Annotated in this window: 15 protein-coding genes; 6 read left to right on the top strand and 9 right to left on the bottom strand. The window is 63.6% G+C overall.

The features are described 5' to 3' along the window. Positions 1-130: 130 nt before the first annotated feature. From B4L76_RS05680 to B4L76_RS05700, 5 genes are all read left to right on the top strand, one after another. On the top strand, positions 131-1,624 hold the full coding sequence (locus B4L76_RS05680; protein ID WP_296231107.1) for an RNA polymerase factor sigma-54: 1,494 nt from the start codon (positions 131-133) through the stop codon (positions 1,622-1,624). A gap of 79 nt (positions 1,625-1,703) precedes the next feature. Next, positions 1,704-2,012: a ribosome hibernation-promoting factor, HPF/YfiA family gene (gene hpf / locus B4L76_RS05685; protein ID WP_003255135.1), complete on the top strand. Its 309-nt coding sequence runs from the start codon at positions 1,704-1,706 to the stop codon at positions 2,010-2,012. Positions 2,013-2,024: 12 nt separating this feature from the next. Then, positions 2,025-2,489, top strand: coding sequence for a PTS IIA-like nitrogen regulatory protein PtsN (gene ptsN, locus B4L76_RS05690; protein WP_296231110.1), 465 nt, complete (start codon positions 2,025-2,027; stop codon positions 2,487-2,489). A 2-nt stretch (positions 2,490-2,491) separates the two neighbouring features. Further along, the gene (gene rapZ, locus B4L76_RS05695) at positions 2,492-3,346 is read left to right on the top strand and encodes an RNase adapter RapZ (RefSeq protein WP_296231112.1); all 855 of its coding nucleotides are present in this window, start codon (positions 2,492-2,494) and stop codon (positions 3,344-3,346) included. A gap of 19 nt (positions 3,347-3,365) precedes the next feature. Further along, on the top strand, positions 3,366-3,638 hold the full coding sequence (locus tag B4L76_RS05700; protein WP_296231113.1) for an HPr family phosphocarrier protein: 273 nt from the start codon (positions 3,366-3,368) through the stop codon (positions 3,636-3,638). A 51-nt stretch (positions 3,639-3,689) separates the two neighbouring features. Here B4L76_RS05700 and B4L76_RS05705 read toward each other — a convergent pair whose 3' ends face one another. The 3 genes from B4L76_RS05705 to pmbA form a co-directional block, all read right to left on the bottom strand. Continuing rightward, positions 3,690-5,066: a class II fumarate hydratase gene (locus tag B4L76_RS05705; RefSeq protein WP_296231114.1), complete on the bottom strand. Its 1,377-nt coding sequence runs from the start codon at positions 5,064-5,066 to the stop codon at positions 3,690-3,692. A gap of 2 nt (positions 5,067-5,068) precedes the next feature. Beyond that, on the bottom strand, positions 5,069-5,461 hold the full coding sequence (locus B4L76_RS05710) for a FagA protein (protein ID WP_296231115.1): 393 nt from the start codon (positions 5,459-5,461) through the stop codon (positions 5,069-5,071). 166 nt (positions 5,462-5,627) lie between these two features. Next, positions 5,628-6,974, bottom strand: coding sequence for a metalloprotease PmbA (gene pmbA / locus B4L76_RS05715; protein WP_296231116.1), 1,347 nt, complete (start codon positions 6,972-6,974; stop codon positions 5,628-5,630). Between the two features lie 108 nt (positions 6,975-7,082). Here pmbA and yjgA point away from each other — a divergent pair, with 108 nt between their 5' ends. Then, positions 7,083-7,604, top strand: coding sequence for a ribosome biogenesis factor YjgA (gene yjgA / locus B4L76_RS05720; protein ID WP_003255152.1), 522 nt, complete (start codon positions 7,083-7,085; stop codon positions 7,602-7,604). A 34-nt stretch (positions 7,605-7,638) separates the two neighbouring features. Here the strand turns inward: yjgA and tldD are convergent, their stop codons facing one another. The 6 genes from tldD to mreD form a co-directional block, all read right to left on the bottom strand. Further along, the gene (gene tldD / locus B4L76_RS05725; RefSeq protein ID WP_296231117.1) at positions 7,639-9,078 is read right to left on the bottom strand and encodes a metalloprotease TldD; all 1,440 of its coding nucleotides are present in this window, start codon (positions 9,076-9,078) and stop codon (positions 7,639-7,641) included. A 2-nt stretch (positions 9,079-9,080) separates the two neighbouring features. After that, on the bottom strand, positions 9,081-9,932 hold the full coding sequence (locus B4L76_RS05730) for a carbon-nitrogen hydrolase family protein (RefSeq protein WP_296231118.1): 852 nt from the start codon (positions 9,930-9,932) through the stop codon (positions 9,081-9,083). Next, positions 9,929-13,756: a YhdP family protein gene (locus tag B4L76_RS05735; RefSeq protein WP_296231119.1), complete on the bottom strand. Its 3,828-nt coding sequence runs from the start codon at positions 13,754-13,756 to the stop codon at positions 9,929-9,931. The genes B4L76_RS05730 and B4L76_RS05735 overlap by 4 nt, the downstream gene beginning before the upstream one ends. Positions 13,757-13,844: 88 nt before the next feature. Further along, entirely contained in the window at positions 13,845-15,302 is a 1,458-nt protein-coding gene (gene rng / locus B4L76_RS05740; protein WP_289133946.1) for a ribonuclease G, read from the bottom strand. A gap of 54 nt (positions 15,303-15,356) precedes the next feature. After that, positions 15,357-15,968 carry a Maf family protein gene (locus B4L76_RS05745; RefSeq protein ID WP_296231120.1) on the bottom strand — a complete coding sequence of 204 codons (612 nt, stop codon included), beginning with the start codon at positions 15,966-15,968 and terminating at the stop codon, positions 15,357-15,359. Positions 15,969-15,999: 31 nt separating this feature from the next. After that, positions 16,000-16,488, bottom strand: coding sequence for a rod shape-determining protein MreD (mreD, locus tag B4L76_RS05750; RefSeq protein WP_296231122.1), 489 nt, complete (start codon positions 16,486-16,488; stop codon positions 16,000-16,002). Positions 16,489-16,605 lie beyond the last annotated feature (117 nt).

A 16,605-nucleotide genomic window follows, 5' to 3' on the forward strand; every position in this document is an offset into this window, starting at 1 on the left:
GTAAAGTTGTTACGGTGCTCTAGGCAAACGCTACAATTTAAGGCATAAAACTTGCTTGATCTGGCGCTCCGGCGCCCTCGTGTAGTGGATGGCGCATGCGCGCCGGCGAACAAGGTATTAAGCCCCAGCCATGAAACCATCGCTCGTCCTAAAAATGGGCCAGCAACTGACGATGACGCCGCAGTTGCAACAGGCCATCCGCCTGCTCCAGCTCTCCACCCTGGACCTCCAACAGGAAATCCAGGAAGCGCTGGAGTCAAACCCGATGCTCGAACGTCAGGAAGACGGCGACGACTTCGACAACAGCGACCCGATGGCGGACAACGCCGAGAACAAACCGGCCGCCGAAGTCCAGGACAACAGCTTCCAGGAAAGCACCACCAGTGCCGACAACCTTGAAGACGGCGAGTGGAGCGAGCGCATTCCCAACGAGCTGCCGGTCGACACCGCCTGGGAAGACATCTACCAGACCAGTGCCAGCAGCCTGCCGAGCAGCGACGATGACGAATGGGACTTCACCACGCGGACATCGGCTGGCGAAAGCCTGCAAAGCCACCTGTTGTGGCAGCTGAACCTGGCACCGATGTCGGATACCGACCGCCTGATCGCCGTCACCCTGATCGACAGCATCAATGGCCAGGGCTACCTGGAAGACACCCTCGAGGAAATCTGCGCCGGTTTCGACCCCGAGCTGGATATCGAGCTGGACGAAGTCGAAGCGGTACTGCACCGCATCCAGCAGTTCGAGCCGGCCGGCGTCGGTGCTCGCAACCTGGGCGAATGCCTGTTGCTGCAACTGCGCCAGCTGCCAGCCAACACGCCGTGGATGAACGAAGCCAAGCGCCTGGTCACCGATTTCATCGACCTGCTCGGTAGCCGCGACTACAGCCAGTTGATGCGGCGCATGAAAATCAAGGAGGACGAGCTGCGCCAGGTCATCGAGCTGGTGCAGAGCCTCAACCCGCGCCCGGGGTCGCAGATCGAGTCCAGCGAGCCTGAGTATGTGGTCCCTGACGTCATCGTGCGCAAGGACAGCGACCGCTGGCTGGTGGAGCTGAACCAGGAGGCCATCCCGCGTCTGCGCGTCAACCCGCAGTACGCCGGCTTCGTGCGCCGGGCCGATACCAGTGCCGACAACACCTTCATGCGCAACCAGTTGCAGGAAGCGCGCTGGTTCATCAAGAGCCTGCAAAGCCGCAACGAGACCCTGATGAAGGTGGCCACGCAGATCGTCGAGCACCAGCGCGGCTTCCTCGACCACGGCGACGAAGCGATGAAACCCCTGGTGCTGCATGACATCGCCGAGGCTGTGGGCATGCACGAGTCGACCATTTCTCGGGTTACCACGCAGAAATACATGCACACGCCGCGTGGCATCTACGAACTGAAATACTTTTTCTCCAGCCACGTCAGCACCTCCGAAGGCGGCGAATGCTCGTCCACGGCGATCCGCGCGATCATCAAGAAACTGGTTGCGGCGGAAAATCAGAAAAAGCCATTGAGTGACAGCAAGATCGCTGGTTTACTGGAGGCACAAGGCATCCAGGTAGCCCGTCGCACCGTCGCCAAGTACCGCGAGTCTCTCGGCATCGCACCGTCGAGCGAACGCAAGCGACTGATGTAGCCCCTGAGATGCGTCACAGCGTTTGTGGGGCAGGTGCAAGACCTGCCTCTTTATGCACGGGCAACAAAGGAGAAGCTGTATGCAAGTCAATATCAGTGGACAGCATGTAGAAGTTACCCAGCCACTGCGCGATTACGTGCTTGAAAAGCTCGCCCGCGTGGAAAGTCACTTCGACAAGATCACCAACGTGCAGGTCATCATGAAGGTCGAGAAGCTGCAACAGAAGGTCGAGGCGACCCTGCAGATTCCCGGCGGCGAAGTGGTTGCCAACGCCGAACACGAAGACATGTATGCAGCGATCGATGCCTTGGCCGACAAGCTCGACCGCCAACTGAAAAAACACAAGGAAAAACAGCAGAGCCTGCTGCAAGGTGCAGCAGCCCGCTGATCCCCCTCATCCATGATCCGACTTGAAACCATCCTGACCCCCGGCCGTTCCCTGGTGAACGTGCCGGGTGGCAGCAAGAAGCGCGCCCTGGAAAAGGTCGCCACCATCATCTCCGAACAAGTGCCTGAACTGGAGATGCAGGACGTCTTCGAAAAACTGGTTGCCCGGGAAAAACTCGGCTCGACCGGTTTCGGTAACGGCATTGCCATTCCCCACTGCCGGCTTCACGGGTGCTCAGCCCCGGTCAGCGCCCTGCTGCACCTGCAAGCCCCTATCGACTACGACGCCATCGATGGTGCTCCGGTGGACCTGCTGTTCGTCCTGCTGGTGCCAGAAGCCGCCACCGATGCTCATCTGGAACTGCTGCGCCAGATTGCCAGCATGCTTGATCGCAAGGAGGTGCGTGATCGCCTGCGTGCGGCCACCAGCAGCGAGGCCCTGTTCCAGGTTGTCCTGGACGTACAGAACGAGCACTGAACATGCGCCTGATCATCGTCAGCGGCCGGTCCGGCTCCGGCAAGAGCACCGCCCTCGACGTCCTGGAAGACCATGGTTTCTACTGCATTGACAACCTGCCCGCCGGGTTGCTGCCGCAGTTGGCGGAAAATGCCCTGATCAATACCGAGCTGCTGCAACCCAAGGTCGCCGTGTCGATCGACGCACGCAACCTGCCCAGCCACCTGTCCCGTTTCCCCGAGCTGCTCGAGGAAGCCCGCGCCCGGCATATCAAGTGCGACGTACTGTTCCTGGATGCGGACGAAGACACGCTGCTCAAGCGCTTTTCGGAAACCCGCCGACGCCACCCGCTGACCAATGCCGACCGTTCGCTGGCAGAGGCAATTCGCGTGGAGAGCGAACTGCTTGGGCCAATTTCCGACCTGGCCGACCTGAAAATCGACACCACCAGCTTGAACCTCTACCAGCTGCGGGATTCGATCAAGCTGCGCCTGCTCAACCAGCCCGAGCCTGGCACGGCATTCCTGGTCGAGTCGTTCGGTTTCAAGCGCGGCATGCCGGTCGATGCCGACCTGGTGTTCGATGTGCGCTGCCTGCCCAACCCCTACTGGAAGCCCGAGTTGCGTGAGCATTCCGGTCTCGAGCAACCGGTGATCGACTATCTGGCCGCCCAACCGGACGTCGAAGAAATGTTCAACGACATTTCCAGCTACCTGCTCAAGTGGCTGCCCCGCTTCGCTGCCAGCAACCGCGCCTATGTCACCATTGCCATTGGCTGCACTGGCGGCCACCACCGTTCGGTATACCTCACCGAACGCCTCGGCGAGTTGTTGCAGCAATCCCTGAAAAACGTCCAGGTCCGCCACCGCGACCTCTAGCCCAAGGATCCGCCCCACGATGCCCGCCCGTGAAATCACCATCATCAACAAGCTGGGGCTGCACGCCCGGGCGGCAGCCAAGTTTGTCGGCGTGGCCGGCCGCTTCCCCTGCCAGGTCAGGGTCGGCCGCGCGCCGGACAAGCTGGTGGATGGCAAAAGCATCATGGCGGTAATGATGCTGGCGGCAGGCAAAGGTACCCCGGTGTACCTGCATACCGAAGGGGATCAGGACAACGAAGCCATGGACGCGCTGGTCGAGTTGATCAACAACTATTTCGACGAAGGCGAATAACCCGCCCAGGGCAGCGGCTCGACGCCTGACAGCCCTGGGCCTTGTGCTGGGTCAGAGACCGCCAGCGGTGAGTTTCTCGGGGTCCAGCAGCGTTTCCAGTTGCTCACGCGACAGGTCGGTATGCTCCAGCGCCACATCGATGATCGGACGCCCCTGCTGGTAGGCAGTCTTGGCGATTTCGGCGGCCTTCAGGTAACCAATGATCGGGTTCAGCGCCGTGACCAGGATCGGGTTGCGCGCCAGGGCTTCCTTGAGTTTGCTGTCGTTGACCTTGAAGCTGGCGATGGCCTTGTCGGCCAACAAGCGGCTGGCATTGGCCATCAGCTCGATGCTTTCCAGCAGGTTACGGGCGATTACCGGCAGCATCACGTTCAGCTCGAAGTTCCCGGACTGCCCAGCAATGGCGATGGTGGCGTCATTGCCGATTACCTGGGCGGCGACCATCGCGGTGGCCTCCGGAATCACCGGGTTGACCTTGCCTGGCATGATCGAAGAGCCCGGCTGCAGGCCTTGCAGTTCGATCTCCCCCAAGCCGGCCAAAGGCCCGGAGTTCATCCAGCGCAGGTCGTTGGCGATCTTCATCAACGCCACCGCAGCCGTCTTGAGCTGGCCGGACAGGGCTACGGCGGTGTCCTGCGAGCCGATCAGGGCAAACAGATTCTGCCCAGGGGAAAACTCGATCTGGGTCAGGCTGCTGAGCTGACGCGCAAAGCCGACAGCGAACTGCGGGTGCGCGTTGATGCCGGTACCCACTGCGGTCCCACCCTGGGCCAACGCCTGCAAGCTCGGCAGGGTGGCTTCGATATGTGCCTTGGCACCGTTTAGCTGCGCAGCCCAGCCATCCAGCACCTGGCTCATGCGCACTGGCATGGCATCCATCAGATGCGTGCGGCCAGTCTTGACGTACTGATGCACCTGCCTCGACTTGACCTCGATCACCTGGACCAGATGCCCCAAGGCGGGCAACAGCTGCTCGTGCAGGGCCAAGGCAGCGCTGACATGGATGGTGGTGGGGATGATGTCATTGCTGCTCTGGCCACAATTGACATGGTCGTTGGCGCTGACAGCGTCGCCCAGGGCACGGCTGGCAAGGGTGGCGATCACCTCGTTGGCGTTCATGTTCGAGCTGGTACCGGAACCGGTCTGGAACACATCCACCGGGAAATGCTGGATGAAGTCCCCCGCCAGCAGTTGTTCAACGGCGCTGACGATAGCCTCCCCTTGCGCCGTGGACAGCTGTTGCAGTTCGACGTTGGCCTTGGCCGCCGCAGCCTTGGCCAACAGCAGCGCACGAATGAACTGGGCCGGCATACGCTGGCCGCTGATCGGGAAATTGTCGACCGCGCGCTGGGTCTGGGCACCGTACAGGGCCTGGGCCGGTACCTGCAGTTCGCCCATGCTGTCACGCTCGATACGGGTATCACTCATCTTCAGAATCCTTGCATCAGTTCATCTTGGGAAATCGACGGTAGCAGGCGGCAAGTGGCCAGCTGCAGAGCGTAAGGTTGCCACCGCTGGTTGGTGGCCTGGCGGTCGAGGTTGCGTAGGTCCAGCAGCGGGCGCCAAGCCTGGTCCAGGCACTGGCAGCGCCAATGCCAGGGCAGCATGCGGTCGCACGCGGTATCCAGCAGCAGGCGGAAGGCGCTCAGTGCCACTGTCCACGGCGAGGTTTCGGTACAGCACACCAGATAGCGGCATTCAGCCAGGTAGTGCTCGATCAGGCGCGGCTCGTCGGGCTCGAGCGCGCAGCGGATGCGTAGGCTGAGCCAACGCCAGTTGTCCAGGTAGGGCACTTCGCGCAAGACAGGTTTCATGAACATCATCACCGGGCTTCTAGATAATGATATTCATTATTAATTGAGAAACTGTATTACTTCAAGGGAAAGATGCGCAAACCAAAATCCCGGCTCGAGGGCCGGGATCGGATTGTCTTCCAGGTGTACTGGTCTTCGCGGTTAAACCCGTTAAAACGCCAGTACAGGCTGCGAATCAGCTACCCGCTACGGTCATCCGCTCGATCAGCACCGAGCCGGTGTGGATATTGCTACGGGTCTCCAGATCGCTACCGATTGCCACAATCTGCTGGAACATGTCCTTCATGTTGCCGGCAATAGTTACTTCCTGCACCGCATGCTGGATCTCGCCGTTCTCTACCCAAAAGCCCGCCGCACCACGTGAATAGTCCCCGGTCACCATATTCAGGCCGTGCCCCATCAGCTCGGTCACCAGCAAACCGCGCCCCATGCGCCGTATCAGCGCCGCCTGGTCTTCGACACCATGGCTGACGAACAGGTTATGCACCCCGCCGGCATTGGCCGTACTTGGCAGGCCCAGCTTGCGTCCGGAATAAGTACCCAGCAGGTAGGACACCAGCTCACCCTTGTCCACGAACGGCTTGGCATAGGTCGCCAGGCCGTCGCCATCGAACGCCGCGCTGCCCAATGCGCGCGGAATATGCGGACGCTCGTCCAGGGTCAACCAGGTGGGGAACAGGCGCTGGCCGAGGGTGCCCTCGAGGAACGACGACTTGCGGTACAGGTTGCCACCTGAAATGGCCGACAGGAAGCTGCCGAACAGGCCGCCGGCCAGCTCGGCGGAAAACAGCACTGGCACTTCGCAGGTCGGCACTGGCCGCGCACCCAGGCGGCTGGCGGCACGCTGGGCAGCACGCATGCCAATGCTACGTGGGTCGGCCAGCAGGTTGCCCTGACGGTTCACGTCGTACCAGTAGTCGCGCTGCATCTGCCCATCGTCTTCGGCGATCATTACGCAGCTCAGGCTGTGCCGGGTCGAAGCATAGCCACCGATGAAGCCATGGCTGTTGCCATATACGCGGCATCCCTGATGGGTATTGAGGGTGGTGCCATCAGCGTTCTGGATGCGCGGGTCGGCGTCGAATGCCGCCGCCTCGCAGGCCAGCGCCATCTCGATCGCCTTCTCGGGCTCCAGATCCCAGTCATGGTACAGGTCAAGGTCGGGAATTTCGCGGGCCATCAGCGCCGCATCAGCCAAGCCGGAACATGTGTCCTCGGACGTATGCCTGGCAATTGCCAAGGCAGCGGCGACGGTTTCGCGGATGGCCTCCGGGCCACTGGCCGAGGTACTTGCCGAGCCTTTGCGCTGGCCGACATAGAGGGTGATGCCAAAGCCCTGGTCGCGATTGAACTCGACCGTTTCGACCTCGCGCTGGCGTACCGTGGTGGACAGGCCCTGCTCCAGCGACACCGCCACTTCGCAGGCGCTGGCCCCTTGGCGGCGTGCCTCGGCGATGATCGCCTCGACCTGCTCCTGCAATGCTGGCAGGTCCTTGGGACCTACGCTCTGGACTGCACTCATGGTTCTCTCCACTCAAATTCTGCGTTCGGCAAGGATCATTCTACGACCGGGCCGGACAAGCGGCCCCCGACTGGTTATCATGGCGGCGATTTCTAGCGGACTGCCACCATGGTTGATTCAAACGACGACGCCTTCGACGGCGAAAAAAGCAAAACCCAGATCAAGCGTGAACTACATGCGCTGGTCGAACTCGGCGAGCGCCTCACCACGCTCAAGGCCGATACCCTGGCCCGCCTGCCGTTGACCGACGAGTTGCGCAAGGCCCTGGCCGAGGCCAGCAAGCACACCGCTCACGGCGCCCGCAAACGGCACATGTCGTTCGTCGGCAAGCTGATGCGTGTGCAGGACCTGGATGCCATCCACGCCTTGCTCGAACAGATGGACAGCTCCACGCGCCAGTACAACGAGCGTTTCCACAGCCTGGAGCGCTGGCGCGACCGGCTGATCGACGGTAACGACGAAGATCTCGAACGCTTCGTCAACGAGTACCCCGATACCGACCGCCAGCAGTTGCGCTCGCTGGTGCGCCATGCCCAGCACGAAAAGGCGCGGAACAAGCCGCCAGCCGCTGCGCGCAAGGTGTTCAAGTACATCCGCGACCTCGACGAATTGCAGCGCGGCTTGCGCTGACCCCCATGGGGCCGCTTTGCGGCCCCCAAGGCCATCACGCCCCGGTACCGCCCACCGTGATCGCATCCAGCTTCAAGGTCGGCTGCCCGACCCCGACCGGCACCGACTGCCCGTCCTTGCCGCACGTCCCGACTCCGCTGTCCAGCGCCAGGTCGTTACCAACCATCGACACCCGGCTCATCGCCTCCGGGCCATTGCCAATCAGGGTCGCCCCTTTTACTGGCGCGGTGATCCTGCCGTCTTCGATCAGATAGGCCTCACTGGTCGAGAACACGAACTTGCCGCTGGTGATATCCACCTGGCCACCGCCCAGGTTGGCGCAGTAGATGCCTTTTTTCACCGAGGCGATGATTTCCTGTGGGTCGCTTTCGCCAGCACGCATGTAGGTGTTGGTCATGCGTGGCATCGGCAGGTGGGCGTAGGATTCCCGGCGTCCGTTGCCGGTCACCGCCATGCCCATCAGGCGGGCGTTCAGCTTGTCCTGCATGTAGCCTTTGAGCACGCCGTTTTCGATCAGCGTAGTGCACTCGGTCGGTGTGCCTTCATCATCCACGCTCAGCGAACCACGGCGGCCTTCCAGGGTGCCATCGTCAACGATGGTGCACAGGCTCGATGCCACTTTCTCGCCGATGCGGCCACTGAACGCCGAACTGCCCTTGCGGTTGAAGTCGCCCTCCAGGCCATGGCCGACAGCCTCGTGCAGCAGCACGCCCGACCAGCCCGACCCCAGCACCACCGGCAAGGTACCGGCCGGCGCCGGGATCGCCTCCAGGTTCACCAAGGCCTGGCGCAGGGCTTCGCGTGCGTAGCCCATGACGCGCTCTTCGGTGAAGAAGCGGTAATCGGTACGCCCGCCACCGCCCTGCCCGCCGCGCTCGCGGCGGCCATTCTGTTCGACGATGACGCTGACGTTGAAGCGCACCAGCGGGCGCACATCGGCGGCCAGGCTGCCATCGGCCGCAGCGATCAGAATGCGCTCCCAGACCCCGGCCATGCTCACGCTGACTTGCTGGATGCGCGGGTCGAGGGCGCGGGTGGCGGCATCGACCCGCTTGAGCAGCTCGACCTTCTCGGCACGGCTGAGCACATCCAGCGGGTTGTCCGCGGGGTACAGCGCGGCTACATCCTGGCTGCGAAAGGCCTGAACCTTGCCGTTCTGCCCGGCGCGCGAAATCGAACGGGCGGCGCGAGCCGCCGAGGTCAGCGCCTCGAGGTTGATCGCATTGCTGTAGGCGAAGCCGGTCTTTTCGCCGGACTGGGCACGCACGCCCACGCCCTGGTCCAGGTTGAAACTGCCCTCTTTGACAATGCCGTCTTCCAGCGCCCAGGTTTCCGAGATCTGGCCCTGGAAATACAGGTCGGCGGCATCGATGCCGGGGCCGGCCAACTCACCCAGCACGCTCTGCAGGCTGTCCAGGGTCAAGCCGCCTGGGGCCAGGAGCTGTTCGCTGACGGTGGATAACATCTGGCTCATAGTCACTCCGAGGTGTACGCAGGCCGCAATGCGTCCTGCGAGAAGAAGCGCCGGTGCGACAGCACCGGCATGCGCGCCCGGATGGACGCTTGTTCGTCGATGTCGCGCTCGGCCAGCAAAACTGCTTCGCCTTGCGCCTGTTCCGCGACGATGCGCCCCCAGGGGTCGACGATCGCCGCATGGCCATGGGTTTCCCGTGGCCCCGGGTGGGCACCGCCCTGCGCTGCTGCCAGCAGGTAGCACTGGGTTTCGATGGCCCGGGCGCGCACCAGCACTTCCCAGTGCGCCGCCCCTGTTACCGCGGTAAAGGCAGCCGGTGCCGTGATCAGCTCGGCACCGGCGGCGCGCAGTGCACTGTAGAGTTCGGGAAAGCGCAGGTCGTAGCATACGCTCAGCCCCACTCGTCCCACCGGCGTATCGGCAACCACCACCTGGGTGCCATGGGCATAGTCATCGGACTCCCGATAGCGGCCTCGGTTGTCGGCGACGTCCACATCGAACAGGTGCAGCTTGTCATAGCGGGCCGCCACCTCGCCATGTTCGTCGATCAGCAACGAACAGGCATGGGCCTTCGCCTCGGGCTGACCGACCGGTGGCAACGGCAAGGTACCGGCGACAATCCATAACCTGAGGTCGCGGGCGGTACGTTTCAACCATGGCAGGACAGGCCCTTCGCCCAACGCTTCGGCGCGGCCGATGGCAGCGGCATCCTTGCGCCCCATGGCGGCGAAGTTTTCCGGCAGCACTGCCAGGCGCGCGCCGCCGGATGCTGCCTGCTCCAGCAGGGCACCGGCGCGTTGCAGGTTGGCCAGCACATCGTCCTGGCTGACCATCTGGATGACCGCTGCCTTCATGGGGACTCCTGGCGGGATTTCTCGAACGGTTTCACAAATGTGATTCTAGGCTCTTTCCACGGCCCTTCGACACGGTAGTGCACGCTGGCAAAACGCGACACCCGGTCACCAATCAGCCGGTCGACCAGGAACAGCGCACCGCCAACCGCTGGCGCGCCGACGATCAGCGCCGCCAGGGGCAGGTTGTTGGTCACTGGCAGGCTCACTTGCAGGTTGGCATCGACCCGGTCGTTCACCATGTCCAGCGTGCCATCCAGCTCGAAATTGCTCGACGGGCCGGTCACCGTGATCGGCTCGCGGGTCACGTAGACACCATCGCTGGCGACCAGCAAGCCTTTCACCCGGTCGTAGGCCAAGCCCTTGTCGAACAAGTCGGAGAAGTCCAGGCGCAGGCGTCGGCCGATCGAGTTGAAATTGAGCAGGCCGAACACCCGCAGCGCCTGTGCGCTGCCTTCGACCTCGACGAACTGGCCGGTGCGCAGCGCCGCGTCCATGCTGCCGGAGAAGCGCTTGAGGCCGACTGCTGCCGGCGAACCCGGCCAGCGGCCATCCACATCCAGGCGGAAGTCGCGGCTGGTCACTGTCGGAGCGAAACCCCAGGCCTTGAGCACGTCGGCCAGGTTGTTGCCGTCCAGGCGCCCTTTGTACCAGCTGCCGGTGCTGCCCGGTTCGCCTTCCCAGGCGCCGCCGCCATTGATATGCAGACCCTTGAAGGACAGGTCGATATCGCTGGCGCTGACGCCACGCGCGGTTGGCCGCAACTTGAGTGAAGCGCTGCCGAACAGGTCATCACCGCGGTACAGCTTGTCGATGCTCAGGTCCAGCGCCGGGACCTTGCGCGGGTCGAACGCGGCCAACGGGTCCGGTCCTTCTTCGGCCTGCTGTTCGGCAGCGCTGGCAGCCGGCAGGCGCAAGGTCTGCATGCGTACCACCAGTGGCGCGCCCTTGGCATCCGGCAGCCGGGCATTTCCGATGACTTCCTTGCTGTCCAGCCGCAGATCCCACGCCGGGCCGCTGCGCGCCAGGCGAACCACGGCCTGGTTAAGGTCCATGCCGAACGCCTTCAACTGGCCGATACTCAGGTCGACGCCCTGCAGATTCTGCCGCGCGCTGCCGCCCGGGTCGCCGCCAGCCAGGCGCGCGGCCCGTTCTTGCCAGGGCGCCAGGTCCAGCGTCTCCAGGCGACCACGCACACGCAGGCCCTGGCCACCCGGCAACTGCGCATCACCGGTGCCGAGCAGAAGCTCGCCGCGGCCCTGGGCCAGCTTGCCGGCCGGCGCAGCGTAGGCAAAGCGGGCAAGGTCGGCGTACGCGGCATCGAAACGCCGCTCCGGCCCCTGCAACGTCATGCTGAACCGGCTGTCACGCGTTTCAGCCGATGCCTTGCCGAACGGTGCTGGCAGGTCGATGGCGAGCCCTTTGAGGCTGGAGTTGACGCTAAGGCGGTTGTCCCGGCTACCCAGGCTCAGTTGCAACTGGTACGGCAGCTCGCCGGATGCCGGCAAGGCCTGCTTGAACTGCAACCAGTCAGTCAGCGCCTTGAGCGACACCTGGCCATTGGCGTTGATGCGGGTCTGCATCTGCCCGGGCTGGCCTTCGGCGCTGATCTGCGCCGTCACCGGCCTGCCGAAGGCCTGCAGGCTGATGCCCTTGCCGCTCAGGCCCTTGTCGAAATCGAAGCTGAAATCGCCTTTCAGGCGGCTCAGTTCCAGGCTCGGCGGCGCAACTTTCAGCTGGGCATCATGGGTGGTGAAGTCCACCTTTACCTTCGGCCGCTGCCCATGGGCCAGGGGAATGTCGAGCTTGACCTTGCCTAGTAGGGGCCCCTCGCCTTCCCAGCCAGCGAAGATCTCGCCCGTGCCGATAGGTGCTTCCTTGAGGATCTTCAGGCCATCGCCGAGGCTGCCATCGAAGTCGCCATCAAGGTACAGGTGGCTGGGCTGGCCCGCCTCGACATGCGGGATATCGACGCTCACATCGCTGACCTTGGTATCGAGCAGTACCCCACGCCGGGCCTTGATGCGCACACCGCTGTCCTCGATCAGCACATCGCCATCCACGTGCTGCACCTGCGGCCAGCCGGGCTGGAAGTCCAGCGCTGCATCCCGCACCTTGAAGAACAGGCTGATGCTGCGCGCTTCCGGCGCGGCCCCATGGTTCAGCGAACCCTGGTACTGGAAGTAGCCTTCGTCCACCGTGCCTTTGACGATTGCACTGCGCAACCATTCGTCGAGCGCCGGGCTGAGTACCTCAGGCAAGTACTTGGCGGTGTAGCGGCCATCACCTTCGGTCAGGCCGACGCGCAGGTCCATGTAGTCCTCGCGCCCCTCTTCGAACAGCAGGCGGATCAGGAAGTCACCGGCGATCTTGCCTTCCTCGCCCAGCACCTTCAGGTAAGGCGCGACCAGGGTGAAACCTTGCTGGTCGAGGGTCCAGGTCAGGCGTGCATTGGCCTTCTGGTAGTGCCAGGGTTTGGCGAATATCGGGTACAGATGCAGCATGAACGCATCGGTGTCCAGGCGCAGCTCACCGTGGCCCAGATCACCGCTGATGCTGCCGCTGACATTACCGGCAGCCGGGGCATTGTGATAGGCGTCGAAGCCGACCCTGTCCAGGTTGGCTTCAAACTGCAGACGCTGGTCTCCCTCGGCCCTGGGCCGAGCCTCCAGGCGCACATTGCGCAGCGCGCCGGTCACCTTGAGCCCATCGACTACAGCCATGACCTTGTCCGGCAACGGCGCCAGGGCATCGATCAACGGGGTCAGCGGCGTGAGGTCGAGGCGGTCGGCCTGTAACCGCCAGCTTTCCTCGGCAGGGTTGTCGCCAGGACGTTGCTGCAATTGCAGGTGCGATTCCCAGCGGGTCTTGCCAATATCCATGGCCAGCGAGTCGAACACCATGTCGAAGCCGTGCTCGCGACGCTGGAACCAGGCCCCCAGGGCCAGGTTGTTCAGCTTGGCCGCCTGGCGCCCGGCATAAGCGCCCTGCAGCGCCGGGGCATTCAGGCGCACCACGGCCTGTTGCAACTGCCCTTTTTGCCAGTCGACCCAGAACTCGCCCCCCGCCCGCAAGGCGTCGGCACGCCACTGGCCCAGCAGCTGTGGCGGCAACCAGCGCGCCCAATCGCTCTGCGGCAAGCTGAGGTAGGCTTCGATCTGGCCGTCGCGCCAGGTACTGGCCGAAGCGCGGCTGCGCAGGTTCAGCGCCATGGGTTGGCCATCGGGCAAGGTCGCGCGCAGGTCCAGGGCCTGGCGCGAAGCACCGGCTTGCAGGCCGGCGCTGACATAGGTGAGGGTCAGAGGGTCACGCTGCCACGGGTGCAGGGTGACCTGGCTGTCGAACACATCGATGCGGCCGAGCTGGCGCAGGCGCTGCAACAGCTCGGCGGGGTCGAGTGGCGCATCGTCCTTCTTCGGCAGGCCTTCGAGGGCCCATTGGCCTTGCTCGTTCTCGCGCAGGATCAACTGCAGGCCGCCCAGCTGTATGCGTGCCAGGCGCACCTCACGTGCGGTTAGGCTGGCCCAGATGTCAGGGACGACCTTGACATCGTCCAGGCGCAGGGCCGTACCGCCCTCGCCCAGTTGCAGGTCGCGAACCCACAACACCGGCGCCAGCCCGCTCCAACGGCCTTCCAGGCCACCCACGTGCACTGGCAGGCCCAGGGCCTGTTCAGCCTTGCTTTCCACATCGGCACGGTACTCGGCCACCAATGGCACCAGCTCGCGGCCAAGGCTGACATACAGCGCCACCAATACTGCCAGCAGGGCGCAGATGCCTAGCCCCCAGCGGGTCAAGGCGACCAGAACGCGGTTCAGACGTCCCATGGCCAATGCCCTCCAGGTCGTTTAGCGATTATTGCCGGTCGTACCGGTTGGGCCACGCAGGCCCACCCGCGGCGCATTTCAGAAGGACTCAGAGAAGCACCACGTCGTATTGTTCCTGCGAATACATCGACTCGACCTGGAAACGAATGGTTCGACCGATGAATGCCTCCAGCTCGGCCACGTTGCCGGACTCTTCATCCAGCAGCCGGTCGACCACCTTCTGGTTGGCCAGCACGCGGTAGCCTTCGGCCTGGTAAGCCCGGGCCTCACGCAGGATCTCGCGGAAAATCTCGTAGCAGATGGTTTCCGGGGTTTTCAGCTTGCCGCGGCCCTGGCAAGCCAGGCAGGGCTCGCACAGCACCTGCTCGAGGCTTTCGCGGGTGCGCTTGCGGGTCATCTGCACCAGGCCCAGCTCGGTGATGCCGATGATGTTGGTCTTGGCATGATCGCGCTCCAGCTGTTTTTCCAGGGTGCGCAGCACCTGGCGCTGATGCTCCTCGTCTTCCATGTCGATGAAGTCGATGATGATGATGCCGCCGATGTTGCGCAGGCGCAGCTGCCGGGCGATGGCGGTGGCGGCCTCGAGATTGGTCTTGAAGATGGTCTCTTCAAGGTTGCGATGGCCAACGAAAGCACCGGTGTTGACGTCGATGGTTGTCATCGCTTCGGCCGGATCGACCACCAGATAGCCACCGGACTTGAGTGGCACCTTGCGCTCCAGGGCGCGCTGGATTTCGTCCTCGACACCGTACAGGTCGAAGATCGGGCGTTCGCCCGGGTAGTGCTCGAGGCGATCGGCGATTTCCGGCATCAGCTCGCCAACGAACTGCGTGGTCTTCTGGAACGTTTCCCGCGAGTCGATGCGAATCTTCTCGATCTTCGGGTTGACCAGGTCGCGCAGGGTACGCAGGGCCAGGCCCAGGTCTTCGTAGATGACCGTGGGCGCACCGCAGGTCTTGATCTGCGTGCCGATCTGCTCCCACAGGCGGCGCAGGTAACGGATGTCCTGCAGGATTTCTTCAGCGCGCGCCCCTTCGGCAGCGGTGCGCAGGATGAAGCCACCGGCGTCCTTGATGTTTTCGCTGTCCATGCAGTCGCTGACCACCTGCTTGAGGCGTTCGCGCTCGGTTTCGTCTTCGATCTTCAAGGAGATGCCGACATGGCTGCTGCGCGGCATGTATACCAGGTAGCGCGACGGGATCGACAGCTGGGTGGTAAGCCGCGCGCCCTTGGTACCGATCGGATCCTTGGTCACCTGTACCACGAGGGCCTGGCCTTCGTGCACCAGGGCGGTGATGTTCTCTACCGCCGAGCCTTCGCGCTGGGAGATTTCCGAGGCGTGGATGAACGCGGCACGTTCCAGGCCGATGTCGACGAAGGCCGCCTGCATGCCTGGCAGCACGCGCACGACCTTGCCTTTGTAGATATTGCCGACGATGCCCCGCCGCTGGGTACGCTCGACGTGTACTTCCTGCAGCACCCCGTTTTCCACCACCGCCACGCGTGACTCCATCGGGGTGATATTGATCAGGATCTCTTCACTCATGGCAGGCTCTCGTCAAAGGTCTTTTGTAATGATGGACGGCGTATGCAGTGCTGGCTACCGCTGGTTTGTTACCTCAGGCGAATGCGCGAGGGATTGCCAGCAGGCGATACCGAATTGGCCAAGCAAGTCAGCCGTCTCACTGAGGGGCAAGCCGACCACCGCCGAATAACTGCCGGAAAGGCCGGTGACGAATACCGCGCCCAGGCCCTGGATGGCATAGCCACCGGCCTTGTCCGCCGGCTCGCCGCTGGCCCAGTAGCGTTGCGCTTCATCGGCGCTGATCGCGCGGAAACGCACCGTGCTGGCAACGCACACGCTGTGCATGCGCCGGCCATCGCCAAGGGCGACTGCAGTCAGTACCTGGTGTTCGCGGCCCGACAGGCCGGCCAGCATGGCCAAGGCCTGTTCGCGATTTTCAGGCTTGCCGAGGATGCGACCATCGAGCACCACGGCGGTATCGGCCCCCAGCACCACGCCCGGGCCTGCGATGCTGGCCAGGCCGGCGGCAGCCTTGGCCCTGGCCAGGCGCTCGACATAGGCCGGGGCGCCCTCGGCGGCTAGCGGGGTTTCATCGATGGGGGCACTGACGACGCTGAACGGCACGCCGATCTGGGTCAGCAGTTCACGACGACGGGGCGAGCCGGAGGCCAGGAATAGCGGGGTCATGCAGACATCTCCCTGTCAGGCGTGGCAGCCGTCAGTTGATATGCAGGCGTCGGCGCAGGTCGCGCAAGGCGAAGCTGATCCACGGCCAGAGCAAGGCACTGATCACCGCCGACCAGACCAGCGCCAGGGTCGGCAGGCGATTGCCGGTCAACGCACTGAGCCACAGCTGGATCAACTGGGCAATGCCAAAGATCACCAGGATCACCAGGCTCTGTTGCCACATGGGGAACATGCGCAGGCGCTGCTGCAAAGACAGCACCAGGAAGGTAATGAGGGTGAGGATCAGCGCGTTCTGCCCAAGCAGGGTGCCATACAGCACGTCCTCGGCCAGGCCCAGTACGAACGCCGTGGTCATGCCGACCTTGCCAGGCACGGCGAGGGTCCAGAACGATACCAGCAAGGCCAGCCACATGGGCCGGAACACTTCCATGAACTGCGGCATGGGCGAGACGCTGAGCAGCAGGCCGATGGCGAACGTCAGCCAGATGACCCAGCCGTGGTTGCGGCGCGATACAGCCATCATTGCCTCCGGGTATGAGCAGGTGCGGCAGGTGCGACAGTCGGCGTGGCGGGTGCGGCCACCGGGGCTGCAGGCGGCGCTGTCGGAGTTACCGGGGCCGCCGGGGCCGCTGGCGTG

The organism is Pseudomonas sp. UBA4617 (assembly GCF_002386445.1).
Classification (GTDB): domain Bacteria; phylum Pseudomonadota; class Gammaproteobacteria; order Pseudomonadales; family Pseudomonadaceae; genus Aquipseudomonas.